Below are 20,407 nucleotides of genomic sequence, written 5' to 3'. Positions count from 1 at the left end.
CCCGCCCACGCGGACGGTCTCACCGACCGCGCGGCGGGCCGTGCCGTGCGCGGAACGCCGTACCGCACAACGGGGCGTACGCCCCCACGACCACGACGAACCCTTCAGGACGGTGCTCACGGATGACGACGGACGACCCGGCCGGGCCGGCCGATCCGGCCGGGCGGATCATGGTCACCCTGGACCTGGGCGGGGTCACCGACCGGGCGGGCCTGATGGACCGCTGTGCCTGCGCGCTGCGGCTGCCCGACGGGTTCGGCCGCACCTGGGACGCGCTCGCCGACGCCCTCGCCGACCCCGACCTGTGGTGGCCCGAGGGATCCGAGGAGCGCGGACTGCTGCTCCTGGTGCGCGGCTGGCGGCCGTACGCCCAGGAGCGGCCCGGCGAGTGGCAGGTCGCCGAGGAGGTCTTCGCCGAGGCGACCGACCGCGGTCCCGGCCTGTTCGTCACCCTCGGCCCGGGATGATCCGCACCTCCGGCCCACGGTTGATCTTTGGCCCGGCCCCGGCTGATCCGTACCCGATGCCCTGGATGATCCGCCAAAGCCGGGCCTGACCAGCCTGGATGTTCTGCCTGGGCATGGTGGGCCGGAGGTCATGGGAGAATGAAGTACGTGCTCTTTCCCCCTGGCTGACCTGTCCGGGGGCCACCTCTGATCGACTGGGATGTGCAGCACGTGCGTTTCCTCAACGACATCCAGCCCTCGTACGACCTGACGTACGACGACGTCTTCATGGTGCCGAGCCGCTCCGCCGTCGGCTCGCGGCAGGGCGTGGACCTCAGCTCCCCGGACGGCACGGGCACCACCATCCCGCTCGTCGTGGCCAACATGACCGCCATCGCCGGGCGCCGCATGGCCGAGACGGTGGCCCGTCGCGGCGGCCTCGTGGTCATCCCGCAGGACATCCCGATCGAGGTCGTCACCGAGGTCGTCTCCTGGGTCAAGGGCCGCCACCACGTCCTCGACACCCCGATCGTGCTCGCCCCGCACCAGACGGTCGCCGACGCGCTGGCCCTGCTGCCCAAGCGCTCCCACAACGCCGGCGTCGTGGTGGACGAGCAGCACCGGCCCATCGGCGTGGTCACCGACACCGACCTCAGCGGGGTGGACCGCTTCACCCAGCTCGAAGTGGTGATGTCCAAGGATCTGCTGCTCATCGACGCCGACCTGGACCCGCGCGAGGCGTTCAACACCCTCGACGGCGCCAACCGCCGCTACGCCCCCGCAGTCGACGAGGACGGCAAGCTGGCCGGCATCCTCACCCGCAAGGGCGCCCTGCGCGCGACCCTGTACACCCCGGCCACCGACGACCGGGGGCGGCTGCGCATCGCCGCCGCCGTCGGGGTCAACGGCGATGTCTCGGGCAAGGCCAAGCAGCTGCTGGACGCCGGTGTGGACGCTCTCGTCATCGACACCGCGCACGGCCACCAGGAGTCGATGATCAGCGCCCTGAAGCTGGTGCGCGCCCTCGACCCGCAGGTGCCGGTCGTCGCGGGCAACGTGGTGGCGGCCGCGGGCGTGCGCGACCTGATCGAGGCGGGCGCCGACATCGTCAAGGTCGGTGTCGGCCCCGGCGCCATGTGCACCACGCGCATGATGACCGGCGTCGGCCGGCCTCAGTTCTCCGCGGTGCTGGAGTGCGCCGCCGAGGCGAGGAAGTACGGCAAGCACGTGTGGGCCGACGGCGGCGTCCGCCACCCGCGCGACGTGGCCATGGCGCTCGCGGCCGGTGCCTCCAACGTGATGGTCGGCTCCTGGTTCGCCGGCACCTACGAGTCCCCGGGCGACCTCCAGCACGACGCCAACGGCCGCCCCTACAAGGAGTCGTTCGGCATGGCCTCCGCGCGCGCGGTGCTCAACCGCACCTCGGAGGAGTCGGCGTACGACCGGGCCCGCAAGGCGCTGTTCGAGGAGGGCATCTCCACCTCCCGGATGTTCCTCGACCCGGACCGCCCCGGCGTCGAGGACCTGATCGACTCGATCATCGCGGGCGTCCGCTCCTCGTGCACCTACGCCGGCGCCCGTTCCCTGGAGGAGTTCGCCGAGAAGGCCGTGATCGGTATCCAGAGCGCCGCCGGCTACGCCGAGGGCAAGCCCCTGCACTCCAGCTGGAGCTGATCCGTCCGGACGGGCTGCCGGCCCGCCCGCCCCGCGTGGCCCCCGCCTCCCGTCGCCGGGAGGCGGGGGCCGCGGCATGGCCGGAGCAGGTTTCCTGCAGCGGTACGGCGGCCTCGCGCAACGAAGCTGTGTCCGGCGCCCGGCAACGCAATGATCTTGCGGTGATGTGCAAGGTTGCTGCATTACGACGGCAACCTCTCTGCTCCTAGAGTTCTGCGCTGTACGTGGCGCGGCGGGAACCCCGCTCGGTGGGTCCCCGCTTGCGCGGGCTCCGCCGGTTCCCGACGCCCGAGACCGGCAGCGACGAAGGAGCCCACGCGTGCTCGACCAAGGCGCACCCCCGAAGGCGGACGCAACGACCGCCCCACCGTCCCAGGGCCCTGCGGCCCGCCTGATGCGCCGCAAGCCCGTGGAACGCCTGGTCGCGGAGGGCGGCCAGGGCGAGGGCGGCTCTCTGCGCCGCTCCCTCGGCCTCTGGCAGCTGACGATGATCAGCATCGGTGCCACCCTGGGCACCGGCATCTTCGTCGTCCTCGGCGAGGCGGTCCCCAAGGCCGGCCCGGCGGTCACCCTCTCCTTCGTCATCGCGGGTCTGACGGCGCTGTTCTCCGCCCTGTCCTACGCCGAACTGGCCGGCACCATCCCGGTCTCCGGATCCTCCTACTCGTACGCGTACGCAACGATGGGCGAACTCGTCGCCTGGGTGTGCGGCTGGTGCCTGGTGCTGGAGTACGGCGTGTCGGTCGCCGCCGTCGCCGTCGGCTGGGGCGAGTACCTCAACGAGCTCCTCGACGGCACCGTCGGCGTCACCATCCCGGCCGCGCTGTCCGCCCCGCCCGGCGACGGCGGCGTGTTCAACCTGCCCGCGCTGATCGTCGTCCTGCTCGCCATGGCCTTCCTGCTGGGCGGCGCCCGCGAGTCCGCCCGCGCCAACACCGTCATGGTGATCGTGAAGATCGGCGCGCTGGTGCTGTTCTGCGCCATCGGCGTCCAGGGGTTCCGCTCCGGCAACTACGAGGACTTCATGCCGCTGGGCATGGCCGGCGTCAGCGCGGCCGGCGCGACGCTCTTCTTCTCGTACATCGGCTTCGACGCCGCCTCCACCGCCGGTGAGGAGGCGAAGAACGCCCAGCGCGACCTGCCGCGCGCCATCATGCTGTCGCTGGCCGTCGTGACCGTGCTGTACGTCCTGGTCGCGGCCGTGGCGGTCGGCGCCCGGCCGTGGCGCACCTTCACCGACTCCGAGGCCTCCCTGGCCCAGATCATGAGCGACGTCACCGGTCAGAGCTTCTGGGGCACCCTGCTGGCCTTCTGCGCCGTCATCGCCATCGCCAGCGTCGTGCTGACCGTCCTCTACGGCCAGACCCGGGTGCTGTTCGCCATGTCCCGGGACGGGCTGGTGCCCAAGGTGTTCTCCCGGGTGAACCCCCGGACCGGCACGCCGCGCGCCAACACCCTGATCGTCTCCCTGTTCTGCGGTGTGCTGGCCGCCGCCGTTCCGCTGGGCCAGCTGGCCGACGCCACCAGCATCGGCACCCTCTTCGCGTTCGCCCTGGTCAACGTGGCCGTCGTGGTGCTTCGCCGGACCCGCCCGGAGATGCCCCGGACCTTCCGGGTGCCGCTGTCCCCGCTGCTGCCCGCGCTGGGCTTCGCCTTCTGCGTGTGGATGATGGGCAGCCTGTCGAGCGTCACCTGGGTGGTCTTCGGTGTCTGGATGACCGTCGGGCTCGTGGTCTACTTCGGATACGGCCACCGCCGTTCCCGGCTGGCCGCTCCCGACACCGTCCCGTCAGAAGCGAAGTGAACCACCCGCAGTGCTGAACGATCTCGACGAACGCATCGTGCACGCCCTCGCCGAGGACGCCCGCCGCTCCTACGCGGACATCGGGCAGCTGGTCGGCCTCTCCGCGCCCGCCGTGAAGCGGCGCGTGGACCGGTTGCGCGCCACCGGAGCCATCACCGGGTTCACCGTCCGGGTCGACCCGGCGGCCCTCGGCTGGGAGACCGAGGGGTTCGTCGAGATCTTCTGCCGCCGCAACACCTCGCCGGAGACCATCCAGCGGGGCCTGGAGCGCTACCAGGAGGTCGTGGCCGCGTCCACCGTCACGGGGGACGCGGACGCGGTCGCCCAGGTGTTCGCCTCCGACATGCGGCACTTCGAGCGGGTCCTGGAGCGGATCGCCGGGGAGCCGTTCGTGGAGCGGACCAGGTCCGTGCTGGTGCTCTCGCCGCTGCTGCGGCGGTTCACCTCGGCCTGACGCCGGCCCCGGTGGGCCTTACTTCAGGTAACCATTGCGGGCGGATGGGCCCTCCCGTAAGTTGTGCGGCGCTCTACCCGTCGGTAACACCCATTGTCAGCCAAGTTGCCGCGGGGTGACCCATGTCACGTGCCTGCCCGTACGTTCCGCCGCCCTGGGGAGACCATGCGCTGGCCCACCGGCCGACCCACCACGGTCCGGTCACGGATCGTTGCCCTCGCGGTCGCCCCGGTGATCGCGCTGATGCTGCTGTGGAGTTTCGCCATGGTGTCCGTCACCGGCGAACTGCGCGCCCTGCTGCGGCTCCAGGGGGTGTACGAGGACTTCGGCACCCCCGTCGACACCGCCATCGGCCAGATCCAGATCGAGCGCCGGCTCTCCGCCGCCTACCTCGGCGCCGACCACCGCACCGAGGCCGCACTGGACCTGATCGACCAGCAGCGGCGCACCGACAAGGTCGTCGTCGCCATGCGTGAGGCGATCCAGGACGGCGACCGCGACCGGCTCACCGACCACCAGCGCGAGATCCTCGACGGTCTCGTCGCCACCGCGGACCGGCTGGAGGACTTGCGCCACCGCGTGCTGACCCGGCAGCTCTCCTGGGACCGGGCCGTGACCGAGTACAGCGCCCTGGTCGAGCCCGGCTTCGACGTCCAGTCCGCCCTCACCGCGCTCCAAGCCGGGCAGCTGGCCCGGGAGGCCCAGGTCGTCGTCGAACTGGTGCGGGTACGGGAGTTCGTCTCACGCGAGGACGCCCTCGTCGCCGGAGCGCGGGCCGCCGGCACCCTCACCGACCGCCAGTACGACACCCTCACCGCGACCATCGGCAACCGGCGTGTGTTCGAGGAGACCTATGTGCCCGACCTGCCGGCCGATTCGCGGTCGCTGTACGAGGAGTTCCGGCGCGGTGACGTGTACCGGGACCTGACCCGCGGTGAGGACGCTCTGCTGCGGGCCGGAGCGGAGGGCGCGGGCAGGGCCGTTGCCGCCGACTCCTGGCGCACCACCACCGACCGGGCCGTCGTGCGCTACATGGAGATGGCCACACGGTCGGCCCTCAACTCCGCCGACCGCGGACGCTCCTTCGCCTACCGGGAGCTGGCCAAGGCCACCGTCGTCGGTGTGGTCGGGCTGGCCGCGGTCGGGCTGTCGGTGTGGTTCGCGGTGCGCGGGGCCCGCCGGATCTCGCGCCGCCTGGAGTCGCTGCGGGACGCCGCGGACGTACTCGCCACCCGCCAACTGCCCGATGTGATGGCGCGGCTGAGCACCGGCGAGGACATCGACGCCCTCGCCGAGGCGCCGCCGCTGGCCCACGGCCGGGCGGACGGCGGCGACCGGGCCGGTGCGGCAGGGCGCACGGCGGACGCCGACGAGATCGGCCAGGTGGGCCGGTCCTTCAACGCCGCCCGGCTCGCGGCGGTCGAGGCCGCCGTCAAGCAGGCCACACTGCGCCGCGGACTGTTCGCCGTGCTGCTCAACATCGCCCGCCGCAACCAGGCCCTGGTGCACCGGCAGCTGAAGCTCGTCGACACGCTGGAGCGGCGCACCGACGACCCGGACATCCTCCAGGAGCTGTTCCGGATCGACCACCTCACCACCCGGATGCGCCGCCACGCGGAGAGTCTGATCATCCTCTCCGGCTCGGTCCCGGGCCGCCGCTGGCGCCGCCCGGTCCCGATCGCCGACGTCGTGTCCTCCGCCGTGGGCGAGATCGAGGACTACGCACGGGTCGAGGTGCCGCCGATGGAGCGGGTGGGCATCGCCTCCGACGCCGTCGCCGACGTCGTGCACCTCATCGCGGAACTGGTCGAGAACGCCGCCGTCTTCTCGCCGCCGCACACCCGCGTCACGATGCGCACCGGACGGGCTCGCGGCGGCTTCGTCCTGGAGATCGACGACCGGGGCCTCGGCCTGGACGCCGACGAGATCGAGGACGCCCACCGCACGATCCGCCGGGCCGAGGACTTCGACCCGGCCACCCACGACCGGCTCGGCCTCTACGTGGTCGGACGGCTGGCGGCGCGGCACGGCATCGAGGTCACCCTGTGCCGCTCGCCCTACGGCGGCACCACGGCGGTGGTGCTGCTGCCGCCGGCGCTGCTGGCACAGGTGGACCCCGAGCCGCCGGAATCCGCGGCGCTGGAGTCCGGGGCACCGGGATCCGCTGCGCCCGGAGCCGAGGCCACGGGGAGCGGTGCGCCGGCACCGCGGCCCGTCGGCAGCGACACCGGCACGGCGGTGCTCACGGTGGTACGGCCGCGCGGAGAGACGGCGGAGACCCCCGAGACATCCGAAGCCCCCGAGGCTCGCGAACACCCCGAGGACCCGGAGGCCAAAGCGTTCCAGGAGGCCCGAGAGGCGCGCGAGGCCCGAGAGACCCGCGATGCCCGAGAAACCCGCGAGGTCCGGGTGGCTTCCGAGTCCTCCGAGGTCGCCGAGGCCCCCGGGGGCTCGCGCGTCGAACCGGTGCGGTCCGCGCCCGCCCTCCCGACCCGGGTCCGGCAGGCCTCCCTCGCCGCCGGACTGCGCGACGACCCGTCGCACACCGGCGGGGAGCCCGAACGGCGCGAGGTCGGTGCCGAGGAGATGCGGGCGGTCTTCGGGGCATTCCAGCGCGGCCTCGACCGGGGCCGCAGGGGCCTGCCCGTCCGGGGTCCGGACCCGACGGACGGCGCGGCCCCCGTAGAGCGAACCGACGGCCAGGAAGGGACCGACCCCGACCATGTCTGAACCGAACCCCGATCAGCCCGGCAAGGACCTCGGCTGGCTGCTGGACGATCTCGTGGCCAGAACCGGACAGGTGCGGCAGGCCGTACTGCTCACGGCGGACGGACTCGCGCTCAGTGCCTCGCAGGGCATGCCCACAAGGGACATCGAGCACCTCGCCGCCGTCTGCTCCGGCTTCCACGGCCTGGCCCGCTCCGCGGGCGAGCGGTTCGGCGCCGGGCAGGTCCGGCAGACGATGGTGATGCTCGACGACGCCTACCTCTTCATCACCCCTGCGGGCGCCGGCAGCCGACTCGCCGTCCTCAGCGAGGCCGGTACCGACGTCGGCCAGCTCGCCCACGAGATGGAACTGCTCGTACGCAAGGTCGGCCGCCACCTGAGCACCGACGCACGGTCGGCCGCCGACCAGGCGGGCACCTGATCCGGCGGTGAGCGAGGACCACTGGTACGAGGACGAAACCGGGTCGCTGGTCCGCCCGTACACCGTGACACGGGGCCGTACCCGGCCCGCTCCCCAGCACACCTTCGACATGATGGCGCAGGTCACCGCCCTGGACCCGGGCGAGGGACGGCCCGGACTCGACCATGCCCGCGCCTCGCTGTTCGCCCTCGTGGGCCGCGGCCCCCGGCCGGTGGTGGAACTCGCCGCGGACGCCGATCTGCCGCTCACCGTGGTCCGGGTGCTGCTCGGCGACCTCGCGGAGGCCGGCCTGGTCCGCATCGACGCGCCGCGCGCCGCTCCGGAGGGCGGGCCGCAGACCGATCCGGAACTCCTGCGCGAGATCGTGCAGCGCCTGCGCGAGCTGTGAGGCCGGCGGGCCCGCCCACTGCCCCGCGCCTCCGCGTCCTGCGGGAAAATCGCGGCGCCCGGGGTGCGGCAGGTCGTACCATCGGTGTCATGACCTGGCGACATTGATCCACCAGCCGTGCCTCCCGAGGACCGCCTCGGACACCGCGCATCCGGTGTCCGTACCGCCCCCTCGGGAAGGCCTCATGACTCTCTCACCCGAACGTGCCTCCGTCCCCGCCTCAGTCCCCGCCTCCGGCGTCCGGCGGCTGACGCGCACGCTGTACGCCTACGCGTTCTGCGACGAGTTCGTTCTGCTCTACCCGGTGTACGCGCTGCTGTTCAGCGACACCGGCCTGTCCGTCTGGCAGATCACCACCCTGTTCGCCCTGTGGTCACTCACCGGCGTGGTGCTGGAGGTGCCCTCCGGTGCCTGGGCCGACGCCGTCTCGCGCCGGCTGCTGCTGGTGCTCGGCCCGCTGCTGACCGCCGTCGGCTTCGCCCTGTGGGTGCTCGCACCGTCCTACGGCGCCTTCGCGCTGGGCTTCGTGCTGTGGGGCGCCGGCGGAGCGCTCGGCTCCGGGGCGCTCGAGGCGCTGGTCTACGACGAACTGGACCGGCGCGGCGCGGCCCGCCGGTACGCCGGCGTGATGGGCCGGGCCCGGTCGATCGGACTGGTGGCCACGATGACCGCGATGGGCCTGGCCGGACCGGTCTTCACCTGGGGCGGTTACGGGGCCGTCGGCGCGGCGAGCGTGCTCGTCTGCCTGCTCGGCGCCGCCGTGGCGACCCGCTTCCCGGAGCACCGCAGGCCGCCGGCCGAGGACACGGCCGGCTGGACCGCCACCCTGCGTGCCGGGCTCGCCGAGGCCCGCGCCGACCGGTCGGTGCGCGGTGCGCTGCTGCTGGTGCCCGCGGTCTCCGCGGTGTGGGGCGCGCTGGACGAGTACACGCCGCTGCTGGTGCGCGACACCGGAGTGGCCCACCAGACGGTGCCCTGGCTGCTGCTGGTGATCTGGGCCGGTGCCACGGCCGGGGCCCTACTGGCCGGCGTCGCGGAGCGGCTGACCAGGGCCGGGTTCGCCGCGCTGCTCACCGTCTCCGCGCTCGCCCTCGCGGTGGGTGCGGCGGCGGGCACCCCGGTCGCACTGCTGCTGGTGGCTCTGGCCTTCGGCGGCTTCCAGCTGGCCACGGTGCTCGCCGACGCCCGCCTCCAGCACCGTATCGAGGACACCGGCCGGGCCACCCTGACCTCGGTCGCGGGCCTGGGCACGGAGCTGGCCACGCTCACCGTCTTCGGCGCCTACGCGGCGACGGCGACGGTGACCGGGCACGGCACGGCGTTCGCCTGGTTCGCGGTGCCGTACCTGCTGACGGCGCTGCTGCTGGTGACCGTGGTCCGCAGGGCTGCAGCCGTGGCCGGCAGGGCACGACCCCGAAGTCGCCGGTGCCCGTCCTGACCTTCTCGAAGGGGGCCGACCTCACACACCTGGGCATGCCCTCGGTCTCGGCGGGGCCGCCGGTGCCGGCCCCGCTGTAGCCCCAGCCGGTCGTGCCGGCCCAGGTCGTGCACCGTGACGCCGACCCGCCTGCCCTCGGCTCCGGCAGATCGGAGTGCGTGATGACACCGGAGACGACGGCCACCTTGCCGCCGGTGAGGAGGCAGTCGACACTCGCCTCGGCCCGGGCGCCCTCGCCGCCGAGGCAATGGCTGAACTCGAAGGTCCCGGCGGCCTGCAACGGGTCGCCGGTGTGCTCGGCGGCCAGGTGGGCGTCGAAGGAGAGGTGATCTCGTCCCGGGACGACCGGTACAGCTCGGCGGTGCCGGTCGGTGCGGCGGCCTCCCGCCGGTGCTGTCCGCCCTCGCCCGCGGTCGCGGCCGAGCCCGCGGTCGCGGTGGTGAGCAGCAGGGCGGCACCCGGTACGGCGGTCCTGGTACGTCGGTTCACAGGAGGCGAGGCCCTCCACGGTGGGAACGGGGCTGGACGGTGACCACTGCTCCGGTGCCGCACCCCCGGCCGCGTCGCCCCGGAGCGGACCCGCCTCCGCCGCCCGGCGGGGCGGCGGAGGCGCGGCCTGCGACCCGGGGACGACGGGAGGTGCGACCCGGGGCGCGCAACGAATCACCGGCCGCAGCCGCGGACACGCAACGAACAGCTCACCGGCGCGCAACGGCTTCTCCTTGTCCGGCCCGGACCGTCGCCCGTACCGTCTATCTGGCCCCCAGACCCCCCGCCCGACCGGTGAGGAACACGCATGCGCACCGCCCTGCTCCAGAGCTCCGGCCGTCCCGGATCGCCCGCCGAGAACCTCAAGGTCCTCGACGAGGCCGCGGGCCGTGCCGCCGCCGCGGGCGCCGGGCTGCTGGTGACCTCGGAGATGTTCCTGACCGGGTACGCGATCGGCGACGGCATCGGCCGACTGGCCGAGCCCGCCGACGGCGACTCGGCCGACGCGATCGCGGAGACCGCCACCCGGCACGGGCTGGCGATCGCCTACGGCTACCCCGAGCGGGACGGCACGGACGTCTTCAACGCCGTACAGCTGATCTCCGCCGACGGCACCCGGCTCGCCGGATACCGCAAGACCCACCTGTTCGGCTGCTTCGAGCGCGACCACTTCACGCCCGGCGACCGTCCGGTCGTCCAGGCCGAGCTGAACGGCCTCACCGTCGGCCTGATGATCTGCTACGACGTGGAGTTCCCGGAGAACGTGCGGGCCCACGCGCTGGCCGGCACGGACCTGCTGCTGGTGCCGACCGCGCAGCTGCACCCCTTCCAGTTCGTCGCCGAGCACATGGTGCCCGTGCGGGCCTTCGAGAACCAGATGTACGTGGCGTACGTCAACCGGGTCGGCCCGGAGGGCGAGTTCGAGTTCGTCGGCCTGTCCACGCTCGCCGGACCCGACGGTGTGGCCCGCACCCGGGCCGGCCGCACCGAGGAACTGGTCCTCGCCGACGCCGACCCCGTCTTCCTCGCCGCGTCCCGCGAGGCGAACCCCTATCTCACCGACCGCCGCCCCGTCCTGTACGGGTCCCTGGTCTGACCCGCACCCCCGGCTTTCCCCCGTAGTTCGCGCAAGGAGTCCGTACCCCATGACGTCCACCGTGCCCAACGCCGTCGAGCACGCAGACGAGCAGCAGCCGCCGATCACCATGTTCGGCCCGGACTTCCCTTACGCCTACGACGACTTCCTGGCCCACCCGGCCGGTCTGGGCCAGATACCCGCGACCGAGCACGGCACCGAGGTCGCCGTCATCGGCGGCGGGCTGTCCGGCATCGTGGCCGCCTACGAGCTGATGAAGATGGGCCTCAAGCCGGTCGTGTACGAGGCCGACCGGATCGGCGGCCGGCTGCGCACCGTCGGTTTCGACGGCGTCGGCGACCAGGCGGAGGGGCTGACCGCGGAGATGGGCGCGATGCGCTTCCCGCCGTCCTCCACCGCCCTGCAGCACTACATCGACCTGGTCGGCCTGAAGACGACGCCCTTCCCCAACCCGCTGGCCGAGGCGACCCCGTCCACCGTCGTCGACCTCAAGGGCGAGACGCACTACGCCGAGACCGTCGACGACCTGCCGCAGGTCTACCGGGACGTCGCCGACGCCTGGAACCGCTGCCTGGAGGAGGGCGCCGACTTCTCCGACATGAACGGCGCCATGCGGGAGCGGGACGTCCCGCGCATCCGCGAGATCTGGGCGCAGCTCGTCGAGAAGCTCGACAACCAGACCTTCTACGGCTTCCTGTGCGACTCCGAGGCGTTCCGGTCCTTCCGGCACCGGGAGATCTTCGGCCAGGTCGGATTCGGCACCGGCGGCTGGGACACCGACTTCCCCAACTCCATCCTGGAGATCCTGCGGGTCGTCTACACGGAGGCCGACGACCACCACCGCGGCATCGTCGGCGGCTCCCAGCAGCTGCCGCTGCGCATGTGGGAGCGCGAGCCGGAGAAGATCGTCCACTGGCCGTACGGCACCTCGCTGGCCTCGCTGCACGAGGACGGCGAGCCGCGCCCGGCCGTCACCCGGCTGCACCGCACCGCCGGCGACCGCATCACGGTGACCGACGCGGGCGGCGACATCCGCACCTACCGGGCGGCGATCTTCACCGCTCAGTCCTGGATGCTGCTGTCCAAGATCGCCTGCGACGACGCGCTCTTCCCGATCGACCACTGGACCGCCATCGAGCGGACCCACTACATGGAGAGCTCCAAGCTCTTCGTGCCCGTGGACCGGCCGTTCTGGCTGGACAAGGACGAGGACACCGGCCGCGACGTCATGTCGATGACGCTCACCGACCGGATGACCCGCGGCACCTACCTGCTCGACGACGGCCCGGACAGGCCCGCTGTCATCTGCCTGTCCTACACCTGGTGCGACGACAGCCTGAAGTGGCTGCCGCTGTCCGCGAACGAGCGACTGGAGGTGATGCTGAAGTCGCTCGGCGAGATCTACCCCAAGGTCGACATCCGCAAGCACATCATCGGCAACCCGGTCACCGTCTCCTGGGAGAACGAGCCTTACTTCATGGGTGCGTTCAAGGCCAACCTGCCCGGCCACTACCGCTACCAGCGGCGGCTGTTCACCCACTTCATGCAGGACCGGCTGCCCGCGGACAAGCGGGGCATATTCCTGGCCGGCGACGACATCTCCTGGACCGCCGGCTGGGCCGAGGGAGCGATCCAGACCGCGCTGAACGCCGTCTGGGGCGTGATGCACCACTTCGGCGGCGCGACCGACCCGGCCAACCCCGGCCCCGGCGACCTCTACGACGAGATCGCGCCGGTGGAACTCCCCGAGGACTGAGCCCGGGCGGGGCCGGATCCCGGATCCGGGCAGGGCACCGCGCCCGGCTCAGACCCCGGCCGCCCGCGCCTTCTCGTAGACCTCCGCGGCGACGTCCTTGAGCTCCTCGGCGTCCCGCGGGGCGCCCTGGAGATCGAGCAGGAACTCCTCGAGGCCGATCTCGGCGTGGGCGGCGAGGTCCTCGACGATCTGGTCGACGCTGCCCTGGAAGGGTCTGCGGCCCTCGCCCCCGTACGGCTGCTTGCGGTGGCGCGCATTGACCCGCAGAACGGTCCGGATCGGCTCGGTCCGGCCGCGCTCGGCGGCCAGCTCGCGCAGCTGCCGCCACTGCTCGGCGACGGCCTCGGCGCCCGTGCCGGCCGGCAGCCAGCCGTCGGCCCGGTCGACGACCCGGCGCCGGGCCCTCCCGCTGCTCGCCGCCAGCAGGATCGGGATCGGCCGGGCGGGCTTGGGGCCGACCACGGCGGGCGCGATCCTGGTCTGGTCCCCCTCGTAGGCCACCGGGTCCGGGCCCCAGACGGCGCGGCACACGTCGATCAGCTCGTCCAGCGCCGCTCCGCGCTCGGCGAACGGCCGCGCCGACGCCGCCGCGTACTCGTCGTGCGACCAGCCCGTGCCGAAGCCGGCGACCACCCGGCCGCCGCTGGCCGCGTCCAGCGTGGCCAGCGCCTTGGCGAGCTGGAACGGGCCGTGCAGCGGGGCGACCAGCACACTGGTGCCCAGCCGGGCCCGCTCGGTGACGGCCGCCGCCAGCGTCAGCGTGACCAGCGGCTCGGCCACGCTGCGGTACGAGTCCGGCCAGGGCAGGCCCTCGATGCCGTACAGCCCCTGGGTGGCGGGCTCGGGGAACAGGGCGCGCTCGAACACCCACAGACTGTCGTATCCGGTGCGCTCCGCGGAACGGGCGACGTCCGGGACGTCCCTGCCGAGGTCGTACTGCCGCATCTGGGGGAGGCCGAGTCCGAGCCGGGTCGCCATCCTGTGTGCTCCTTCGCCGTCGAAGTACCCGCACGGTCAACGTACAGCGATCACGGCCGGGTTCCGGCGGATCACCGCCGGGTCAGTCCGGCAGCGGGGTGAGCAGCATGCGGCCCGCGAAGCCCACCGCCGCGTCCAGCCGGTCGGTGAACTCCCCGGCCACGTCGGGCAGTCGCCGCAGCGCCCACAGGGCGCGGGCCGCCGCCCAGGTGGCGTCCCGGGCGCGCTCCAGGCTCCAGGAGCCCAGCAGATGGGTCAGCGGGTCGGCGATCTGGAGCAGGTCCGGGCCCGGCATCAGATCCTCGCGGATCCGCTCCTCCAGCGCGACCAGCAGGTCGCCCACACGGTCGAACTCGTCCTCCAGGTCCACGGGTTCGCAGCCGAGCGTACGGCAGGTGTCCACCACGGCCAGCGCCAGATCATGGCCGATGTGGGCGTTGATGCCCGCGAGTGCGAACTGCAGCGGCCGTACACCGGGATGCCGGCGGAACTGGAACAGCGGCCGCCAGCAGGCCGGGGGCCGGCGCTCGGCGGCCACCGCGTCGACGGCGGACAGATAGCGCTCCGCGAACCGTACGTCCAGTGCGGTCGCGGCCCGGGCGTCCGGGAACCGGCCGGCGGCGATGTCCCGGCCGACCGCCTCGGTGACGGTCAGATAGACGCGGTTGAACACCGCGATCCCGTCCCGGCCCGGCAGCGCGGAGTCCAGCTCGCGCATCCGGGACAGGACGGTGTCCACCGTGCCGACCGCCGTGGTGAGTTGCTCGCAGTGCGCCATGGCGGCAGCGTGGCAGCTTTGCCGCGGCGGGAGTACCGGTGGGCCCGGTGCTTCCCCGGAACGGGGGAACGACTCTCCGCCGGTGGGGCCGAGCCCGGCCGCCGGACGGACTAGGCCTGGTCGTGCCGGGAGGCCTCGCTGTACCGTCCCGCACCGCGCCCGGCGCTGTCGGCCACCGTGTCGTACGAGGACGTGCCCTCGTCCAGCAGTGGCTGCTGCGTCCTGAGGCGGGCGGGGGCGAAGGCGCGCAGCGTGTGGTAGCCGGTGATGACGACCAGCGTGCCCAGCGCTATGCCGCTCAGGGAGAAGGTGTCGGTGAACTCTGTCGGGGGCGGCCGGGGATGCTTCGTACACGCGTCGCACGCCCCGGAGCCCTCCGGGAGCCCTCCCGGAGCGACTGCGTCCACTTCGACGCCTTGGACGCGCTCGGCCTGCTGCACATGCCCGCCACCCGGTGATGGCCGAGCGGGCGTGGGCGAGCTGTGGCGGGAGCACGGCTTCCGCTTCGAGGGGGACCGGGCGGCGGCGGGCGACCTCTGTAACGCGGTCAAGGAACTGCGCATCGGCTACGAGGCGCCGGTCACCCGGCCCGGCCCGTGCGCCGTCCACCTCCGGCTGGAGCGGCCCGGCAGGACCGGACCGGCCTACGGCTTCCGCCTCTGCTCGGCGGACGGCGCCGCCACCTGCGCCCGGGGCGCCCGGGTGCTGGTCCGGCCGGATGCCGGGACGCTGCGCCCGGCGCCCTGGAGCGCGGAGTTCAGGGCCGCGGGTCGGGAACTGCTGCGGCCGCAGAACTGATCCTCGGCCGGTCCTTCTCCCCGGGTCGCAGCACGCCGGCGAACGCGCCCACCCCGCAGGACAGCACCGTCACCACACCGAAGGACACCACCAGGCTGGTGAGCTGGGCGAGCGTGCCGATGGCGCTCGGGGCGACCAGTCCCGAGGTGTAGGTGATCGTCGCCACCCCTGCGATGGCCTGGCTGGGGTTGGGGCCGCTGCGGCCGGCCGCGGCGAAACACAGCGGGACCACCACGGCGATGCCCAGGCCCATCAGCGCGAACCCGCTCATCGCCACCGCCGGATGGCCGCCCAGGACGATCAGCAGCCCGCCTGCGGTGGCCAGAACGCCGCTGACCCGGACGGTGCGTACCGCCCCGAACCGGTCCACGACCTTGTCGCCGGCCAGCCTGGCCACCGCCATGGTGAGCGTGAAACCGGTGGTGCACGCCGCCGCCAGTCCGGCCGAGGTCTGCAGTTCGTCCCGAAGATAGATCGCCGACCAGTCCAGGCTCGCGCCCTCCGCGAACACCGCGCAGAACCCGACCGCGCCGATCAGCAGCGCCGGCCTCGGCGGCAGCGCGAACCGCGGCGGCGGATCCTCGTTCTCGGTCGGCTGCAGGTCCAGCACCCAGCCGCAGGCGACGAGGCCCAGCACGGTCAGAACCGCGGCGGCCAGCGCATGGTGCAGCCGGGCGTCGCTACCCAGATGGGCGGCGAGGGTGCCGCCCGCCGATCCGAGCAGGGCGCCCGCGCTCCACATGCCGTGCAGCCCGGACATGATCGACCTGCCGAGGCGGTTCTCCACCTCGACGCCGAGTGCGTTCATCGCCACGTCCGCCATGCCCGCCGTGGCGCCGAAGGCGAACAGGGCCAGACAGAGGGTGAGCAGGTTCGGGGCGAGCGACGGCAGCACCAGCGACATGGTCCACAGCGCCATCAGGCCGCGCAGCGCGGTCCGGGCGCCGAAGCGGTGGCTGATCCGGCCGGCCAGCGGCATGGCGACCGACGCGCCCAGCGCGGGGAACGCCAGCGCGACCCCCAACTGGCCCGCGCCGACCTGGGCGTGGTCCTGGATCCACGGCACCCGGGTGGCGAACGAACCGGTGACCGCGCCGTGTACGGCGAACACCGCGGCCACGGCGTACCGCGCCCTGGCCAGCTCGCGTTGCCCGAAGGTCGCTGTTCTCATCCGCGGGTCCTCCCTGACCTGCTCCCGGCAGCCCGGAGATCGGGCCGCGGCGTAAACTATCAGGGACCCTGCCTGATAGATAGTGGATATTCGTGCGGAGGGCCCGGCCCCCGGGTTCGCCCACAGCCGGTCCCGTCGGGCCCTGCGCCGATCTGGAAGGATCCCGGCATGCCCGCATCCCCGAGTACCGCCCGGGCCATCAACGACCGGCTCGCCCTGCGTCTGCTCCAGCAGCAGGGCCCGTTGACGGCCACCCAGCTCAAGCAGCTGACCGGCCTGTCCCGGCCGACCGTGGCCGACCTCGTCGAACGCCTCACCGCCGCCGGGCTGATCGCCGTGGTCGGCGAGTCGGGGGAGCAGCGCCGCGGACCCAACGCCAAGCTGTACGGCATCGTCGCCGACCGGGCGCACCTCGCCGCCCTCGACGTCCGCACCGAGTCCGTCGCCGTGCTCGTCGCCGATCTGGTCGGCCATGTGCTCGCCGAGGCGTCCGTGCCCATCGACGGCGGCACCGGGACCGGCCCGGCGGTGGACCAGGCGGTCGGGCTGGTCGAGCGCGTCGCCAAGGAGGCGGGGGCCGACCGCCTGCACACCGTCGGTATCGGCGCGCCCGGCCTGATCGACCCGGTCGGAGGTCAGCTGCGGGACTCGGCCAAGCTGCCGGCCTGGCACCGGCGGCTGGCTGCCGCCCTGCAGGAGCGGTTCCCCCGGGCCCGGGTCGACATCGAGAACGAGACCAACCTTGCCGCCCGTGCCGAGCAGCGTGACGGCGCCGCCCGGGACCGCGACACCTTCGTCCTGCTCTGGCTCGACCTCGGCGTCGGCGCCGCGGTCGTCCTGGACGGCCGCCTGCGCCGCGGCGCCTCCGGCGGCGCGGGCGAGGTCGGCTTCCTGCCGGTGCCGGGGACCTCCGGGCTGCCTTCGGCGACCGACTGCGCCGGCGGCTTCCACTCCCTGGCCGCCGCAGCGGCGGTGACGGAGCTGGCGACGGCGCACGGATGGACGCCGCCTGCGGCCGCGGCGGGCGGGCGGGGTGTCGGTCCGGTACCGGACCCGGTCGAGGGGGAGGGCGTGCCTCGGGCCGCGGACCGGGAGCACGGGCCGGTGGAGCATCCGGATGCCGCCGTGGTGCACGGTCGGGCGGTGTCTTCGGGCTCCGACGGGGTGGGCGGTCCGTCGGCGCCTGCGCCTGCGGCGGACGTGGTGGGTGGGCGGGGTGCGGCTCCGGTCGGGGAGCCGGTGCACGGTGCGGCGGTGCCTCCGGCCGCCGGTGCGGTGCGTGCCGCGGGGCTGGTGCGGGAGGCGGTGCGTGCCGAGGGCGCCCACCCCGCCGCCGGGCGCTTCCTCGACGCCCTCGCCGACCGGCTCGCCGTCGGCGCGGCCGCGGTGGTGTCGGTGCTGGACCCCGGCTGTGTGGTGCTGGCCGGTGAGGTCGGCCGGGCCGGCGGCGACGCCCTCGCCGCCCGCGTCCAGGCGCGTCTCGCCCGGATGTCCCCGCTCGTCACCGAGGTCCGGGCCGGCGCCCTGGGCGGCGGCGCCGTCCTGCGCGGCGCGCTGCTGACCGCCCGGGACACGGCCCAGGACGAGCTGTTCGGGCCCCCGGACCGGTCACAGGGCACCGTCGGCTAGGCCGGGGGCGGAACGGCGGCCGGGCGGGCGAAGTCCGCTGCGGTTCGGCAGTGTCCTGAAGGGGCGCGGGGAACTGCGCGACCGGCCACGACGGCGCCGCGGACGAGCGACGGCACGGCGCCGCACTTCCAGCGGAGCGCTCAGGCCGGGTCCGGGACGGCGCCGGATGCGAACACCGCCCGGTCCGCCGCCGGCCACAGCAGTACGGAGGGCAGCAGCACCGCCGTGCTCGGCAGCACCACGAATCCGGCCGCGCTCACCGTGGACAGCGGCTGCAGATGCTGGGCGTGGAACACCAGATGCGGCCCGACGACGCCGGATGGGCCGCCGGCGCCGCAAGGACCAGCCGCCGCTCCATCGTCGCCACCGCCGCGCCCAGCACCACGGCGAGGGCGAGGCTCGGCACGCCGAAGTCCCGCAGCAGATGCTCGTTGTACGGCGGCAGGTACGACACCCAGCGCCACTTCCAGAACAGCTCCGGCAGCAGCAGGATCCGTAGGCCCAGCAGCACCTGGGCCCCCGCCAGCAGCCCCAGCCCCGCCCGCAGTCCGCCCCGCCTGCTCATCCGTCCCGCCCCGTCATCTGTGCCGCCCCTGCCCGCCGAACCGCTTGTCCAGGTACTCCTCGAACGTCACCCGGCCGACTGCCCGCTGCGGTGCGAGATGCCCGCCGGCCCGGAACGCCTGATAAGCCTTCCCCGCGAGCGGCACGTTCACGAGCCGGCGCCGGCGGCCCGTCGCCGCGAGGTAGGCGCGGGCCAGCGACGGGAGCGTCCGCACCTCGGGCCCGGCCAGGTCCGGCACCCGCCCGGCGGGCTCACCCACCGCCAGCTCCGCGAGCCGTTCCGCGACCTCGGCCACCTCGACCGGCTGGTCCGGGACCCCGGCAGGCAGCAGCATCACCGGCGGCTTGGCCAGCGCCTGGAACACCGTCACCAGCAGATCGTGGAACTGCGTGGCCCGCAGTACGGTCCAGCCCAGCCCGGACGACTCGACCAGCTGCTCGACGGTGTGCTTGGACCGGTAGTAGCCGAACGGCACCCGGTCCACGCCGACGATCGAGATGTAGACCAGATGCCGCACCCCGGCGCGCCGCGCGGCCGCGATCAGGTGCGTCGACGCCCGCTCGTCGCCGCCGCGCGCCGAGGTGGCGCAGTGCACGACCGTGTCCACGCCCGCCACGGCCGCGTCCAGCCCGGGCCCGCCCTCCTGCAGATCCACCGCGTACGGCTGGGCGCGCCGGCTGAGCACCCGCACCTCGTGTCCGTCCGCCCGCAGCAGCTCGACCACCGGACGGCCGAGCGTCCCGGTCCCGCCGGTCACCAGGGTCGTGGTCATGCTGGTCAGCCCCTTCGCCGTGCCGGGAGCCCCCGGATGGGGCGCCCTGTCGTCAGCTGGGACCGGACAGCCGTGCGGAACGTGACAGCTCCGGCGGGCGGTCTCAGGGCCGCGTGAGCTGACGGCGTACGAACTCCAGCTTGTCGGGGTTCATCACGGTCCGCACATCCGTGACCCGATCATCGCGGATGTCGAAGGAGGTCACGGCGACCACCGTGTCGCCGGCCCGCGCGACCAGCGCGGGCGCGCCGTTGATCTCTACCGCGGCGAGCTCCGCGTTCGCGGGGAACCGACGCGTCACCCCGGACAGGAAGCGGAGGACCTTGTCGCGGCCCTCGATGGGCCGCAGGGCCGCGGAGACCCGGCCGCCGCCGTCGCTCCACCACACCACGTCCTCGGCGAGCAGCTTCTCCAGCCCCGCGAGATCGCCGTCGCGGGCCGCGCTGAGGAACGAGGCGACCAGTTCCGCGTGCCGCTCGGGCGCGGACGGGAAGCGGGTCCGCGGCTCGCCCAGCCGGGCTGCGGCCCGCCGGTACAGCTGGCGGCAGTTGGCCTCGGTCAGGTCCAGGGTCTCGGCGATCTCGCGGTGACCGTACGCGAACGCCTCGCGCAGCACGTACACCGCCCGCTCGGTGGGCGTCAGCCGCTCCAGCAGCACCAGCATCGCCGTCGACACCGCGTCGCGCCGCTCCGCCGACTCCAGGGGTCCAAGGGTGCCGTCCGCGGTGATCACGGGCTCGGGCAGCCAGGTGCCGACGTAGGTCTCGCGCCGGGCGCGGGCGGAGGTCAGCCGGTTCAGGCAGAGGTTGGTGACCACCTTGGCGAGCCAGGCCGCCGGGCGTTCGATGACCGCCGGGTCGGCTCCGCTGTAGCGCAGGTAGGCGTCCTGCACGGCGTCCTCGGCCTCGGCGGCGGAGCCGAGCATGCGGTAGGCCAGGCCGAACAGCCGCGGCCGGTGGCGCTCGAACTCGTCGGTGTGGGTGATCGACATGCACTCACCCTGCCAGACGCCCCGGCAGGGTG

17 protein-coding genes and 3 pseudogenes are annotated in these 20,407 nt (G+C 73.6%); 12 read left to right on the top strand and 8 right to left on the bottom strand.

Going from position 1 to position 20,407, the window contains the following annotated elements:
* Positions 1 to 122 precede the first annotated feature (122 nt).
* The 8 genes from V5O46_RS22465 (at position 123) to V5O46_RS22430 (ending at position 9,352) form a co-directional block, all read left to right on the top strand.
* The gene (locus tag V5O46_RS22465; protein WP_332886464.1) at positions 123 to 467 is read left to right on the top strand and encodes a barstar family protein; all 345 of its coding nucleotides are present in this window, start codon (positions 123 to 125) and stop codon (positions 465 to 467) included.
* A 210-nt stretch (positions 468 to 677) separates the two neighbouring features.
* The gene (locus V5O46_RS22460; protein WP_332886485.1) at positions 678 to 2,120 is read left to right on the top strand and encodes a GuaB1 family IMP dehydrogenase-related protein; all 1,443 of its coding nucleotides are present in this window, start codon (positions 678 to 680) and stop codon (positions 2,118 to 2,120) included.
* A gap of 319 nt (positions 2,121 to 2,439) precedes the next feature.
* Complete coding sequence (locus tag V5O46_RS22455) at positions 2,440 to 3,924, top strand: amino acid permease (protein WP_332886463.1); 1,485 nt, start codon at positions 2,440 to 2,442, stop codon at positions 3,922 to 3,924.
* 10 nt (positions 3,925 to 3,934) lie between these two features.
* Positions 3,935 to 4,378 carry an Lrp/AsnC family transcriptional regulator gene (locus tag V5O46_RS22450; RefSeq protein WP_332886462.1) on the top strand — a complete coding sequence of 148 codons (444 nt, stop codon included), beginning with the start codon at positions 3,935 to 3,937 and terminating at the stop codon, positions 4,376 to 4,378.
* Positions 4,379 to 4,543: 165 nt separating this feature from the next.
* A complete protein-coding gene (locus V5O46_RS22445) occupies positions 4,544 to 7,108 on the top strand; it encodes a sensor histidine kinase (RefSeq protein WP_332886461.1) in 2,565 nt (854 codons plus the stop codon).
* On the top strand, positions 7,101 to 7,526 hold the full coding sequence (locus V5O46_RS22440) for a roadblock/LC7 domain-containing protein (RefSeq protein WP_332886460.1): 426 nt from the start codon (positions 7,101 to 7,103) through the stop codon (positions 7,524 to 7,526). The genes V5O46_RS22445 and V5O46_RS22440 overlap by 8 nt, the downstream gene beginning before the upstream one ends.
* A gap of 7 nt (positions 7,527 to 7,533) precedes the next feature.
* Complete coding sequence (locus V5O46_RS22435; protein ID WP_332886459.1) at positions 7,534 to 7,914, top strand: DUF742 domain-containing protein; 381 nt, start codon at positions 7,534 to 7,536, stop codon at positions 7,912 to 7,914.
* Positions 7,915 to 8,098: 184 nt separating this feature from the next.
* Positions 8,099 to 9,352 carry an MFS transporter gene (locus V5O46_RS22430; RefSeq protein WP_332886458.1) on the top strand — a complete coding sequence of 418 codons (1,254 nt, stop codon included), beginning with the start codon at positions 8,099 to 8,101 and terminating at the stop codon, positions 9,350 to 9,352.
* Here V5O46_RS22430 and V5O46_RS31990 read toward each other — a convergent pair.
* Positions 9,303 to 9,841, bottom strand: a pseudogene (locus V5O46_RS31990) (Repetin); the annotation flags it as partial. The gene V5O46_RS22430 and the pseudogene V5O46_RS31990 overlap by 50 nt on opposite strands.
* 307 nt (positions 9,842 to 10,148) lie before the next feature.
* Between V5O46_RS31990 and V5O46_RS22425 the strand changes: the two are divergent.
* The gene (locus V5O46_RS22425; RefSeq protein WP_332886457.1) at positions 10,149 to 10,937 is read left to right on the top strand and encodes a carbon-nitrogen hydrolase family protein; all 789 of its coding nucleotides are present in this window, start codon (positions 10,149 to 10,151) and stop codon (positions 10,935 to 10,937) included.
* 49 nt (positions 10,938 to 10,986) lie between these two features.
* Positions 10,987 to 12,693, top strand: coding sequence for a flavin monoamine oxidase family protein (locus tag V5O46_RS22420; RefSeq protein ID WP_332886456.1), 1,707 nt, complete (start codon positions 10,987 to 10,989; stop codon positions 12,691 to 12,693).
* Positions 12,694 to 12,741: 48 nt separating this feature from the next.
* Here the strand turns inward: V5O46_RS22420 and V5O46_RS22415 are convergent, their stop codons facing one another.
* From V5O46_RS22415 to V5O46_RS22405, 3 genes and pseudogenes are all read right to left on the bottom strand, one after another.
* Entirely contained in the window at positions 12,742 to 13,671 is a 930-nt protein-coding gene (locus V5O46_RS22415) for an LLM class F420-dependent oxidoreductase (RefSeq protein WP_332886455.1), read from the bottom strand.
* 82 nt (positions 13,672 to 13,753) lie between these two features.
* A complete protein-coding gene (locus tag V5O46_RS22410) occupies positions 13,754 to 14,449 on the bottom strand; it encodes a DUF5995 family protein (protein ID WP_332886454.1) in 696 nt (231 codons plus the stop codon).
* A gap of 110 nt (positions 14,450 to 14,559) precedes the next feature.
* Positions 14,560 to 14,772 (bottom strand): annotated as a pseudogene (locus V5O46_RS22405) (hypothetical protein); the annotation flags it as partial.
* Positions 14,773 to 14,790: 18 nt separating this feature from the next.
* Here V5O46_RS22405 and V5O46_RS22400 point away from each other — a divergent pair.
* Positions 14,791 to 15,247: pseudogene (locus V5O46_RS22400) on the top strand (acyl-CoA thioesterase).
* On the opposite strand, the gene V5O46_RS22395 reads toward V5O46_RS22400, so the two are convergent.
* The gene (locus V5O46_RS22395) at positions 15,207 to 16,418 is read right to left on the bottom strand and encodes an MFS transporter (RefSeq protein ID WP_332886453.1); all 1,212 of its coding nucleotides are present in this window, start codon (positions 16,416 to 16,418) and stop codon (positions 15,207 to 15,209) included. The pseudogene V5O46_RS22400 and the gene V5O46_RS22395 overlap by 41 nt on opposite strands.
* A 168-nt stretch (positions 16,419 to 16,586) precedes the next feature.
* Between V5O46_RS22395 and V5O46_RS22390 the strand changes: the two genes are divergently transcribed.
* Complete coding sequence (locus tag V5O46_RS22390; RefSeq protein ID WP_332886452.1) at positions 16,587 to 18,047, top strand: ROK family transcriptional regulator; 1,461 nt, start codon at positions 16,587 to 16,589, stop codon at positions 18,045 to 18,047.
* A gap of 256 nt (positions 18,048 to 18,303) precedes the next feature.
* Here V5O46_RS22390 and V5O46_RS22385 read toward each other — a convergent pair whose 3' ends face one another.
* The 3 genes from V5O46_RS22385 to V5O46_RS22375 all read right to left on the bottom strand — a co-directional run bounded on the left by V5O46_RS22385 (position 18,304) and on the right by V5O46_RS22375 (position 20,375).
* Positions 18,304 to 18,612 carry a hypothetical protein gene (locus V5O46_RS22385; protein WP_332886451.1) on the bottom strand — a complete coding sequence of 103 codons (309 nt, stop codon included), beginning with the start codon at positions 18,610 to 18,612 and terminating at the stop codon, positions 18,304 to 18,306.
* Positions 18,613 to 18,625: 13 nt separating this feature from the next.
* Entirely contained in the window at positions 18,626 to 19,384 is a 759-nt protein-coding gene (locus V5O46_RS22380; RefSeq protein WP_332886450.1) for an SDR family oxidoreductase, read from the bottom strand.
* A gap of 103 nt (positions 19,385 to 19,487) precedes the next feature.
* Positions 19,488 to 20,375 (bottom strand): RNA polymerase sigma-70 factor, encoded by an 888-nt coding sequence (locus tag V5O46_RS22375; protein ID WP_332886449.1) that lies wholly within the window; start codon positions 20,373 to 20,375, stop codon positions 19,488 to 19,490.
* Positions 20,376 to 20,407 lie beyond the last annotated feature (32 nt).

Origin of the sequence: Streptomyces poriticola (genome assembly GCF_036689765.1) — a bacterium.
Lineage (GTDB): Bacteria > Actinomycetota > Actinomycetes > Streptomycetales > Streptomycetaceae > Streptomyces > Streptomyces poriticola.
This window is presented reverse-complemented; position numbering and strand designations above follow the sequence as displayed.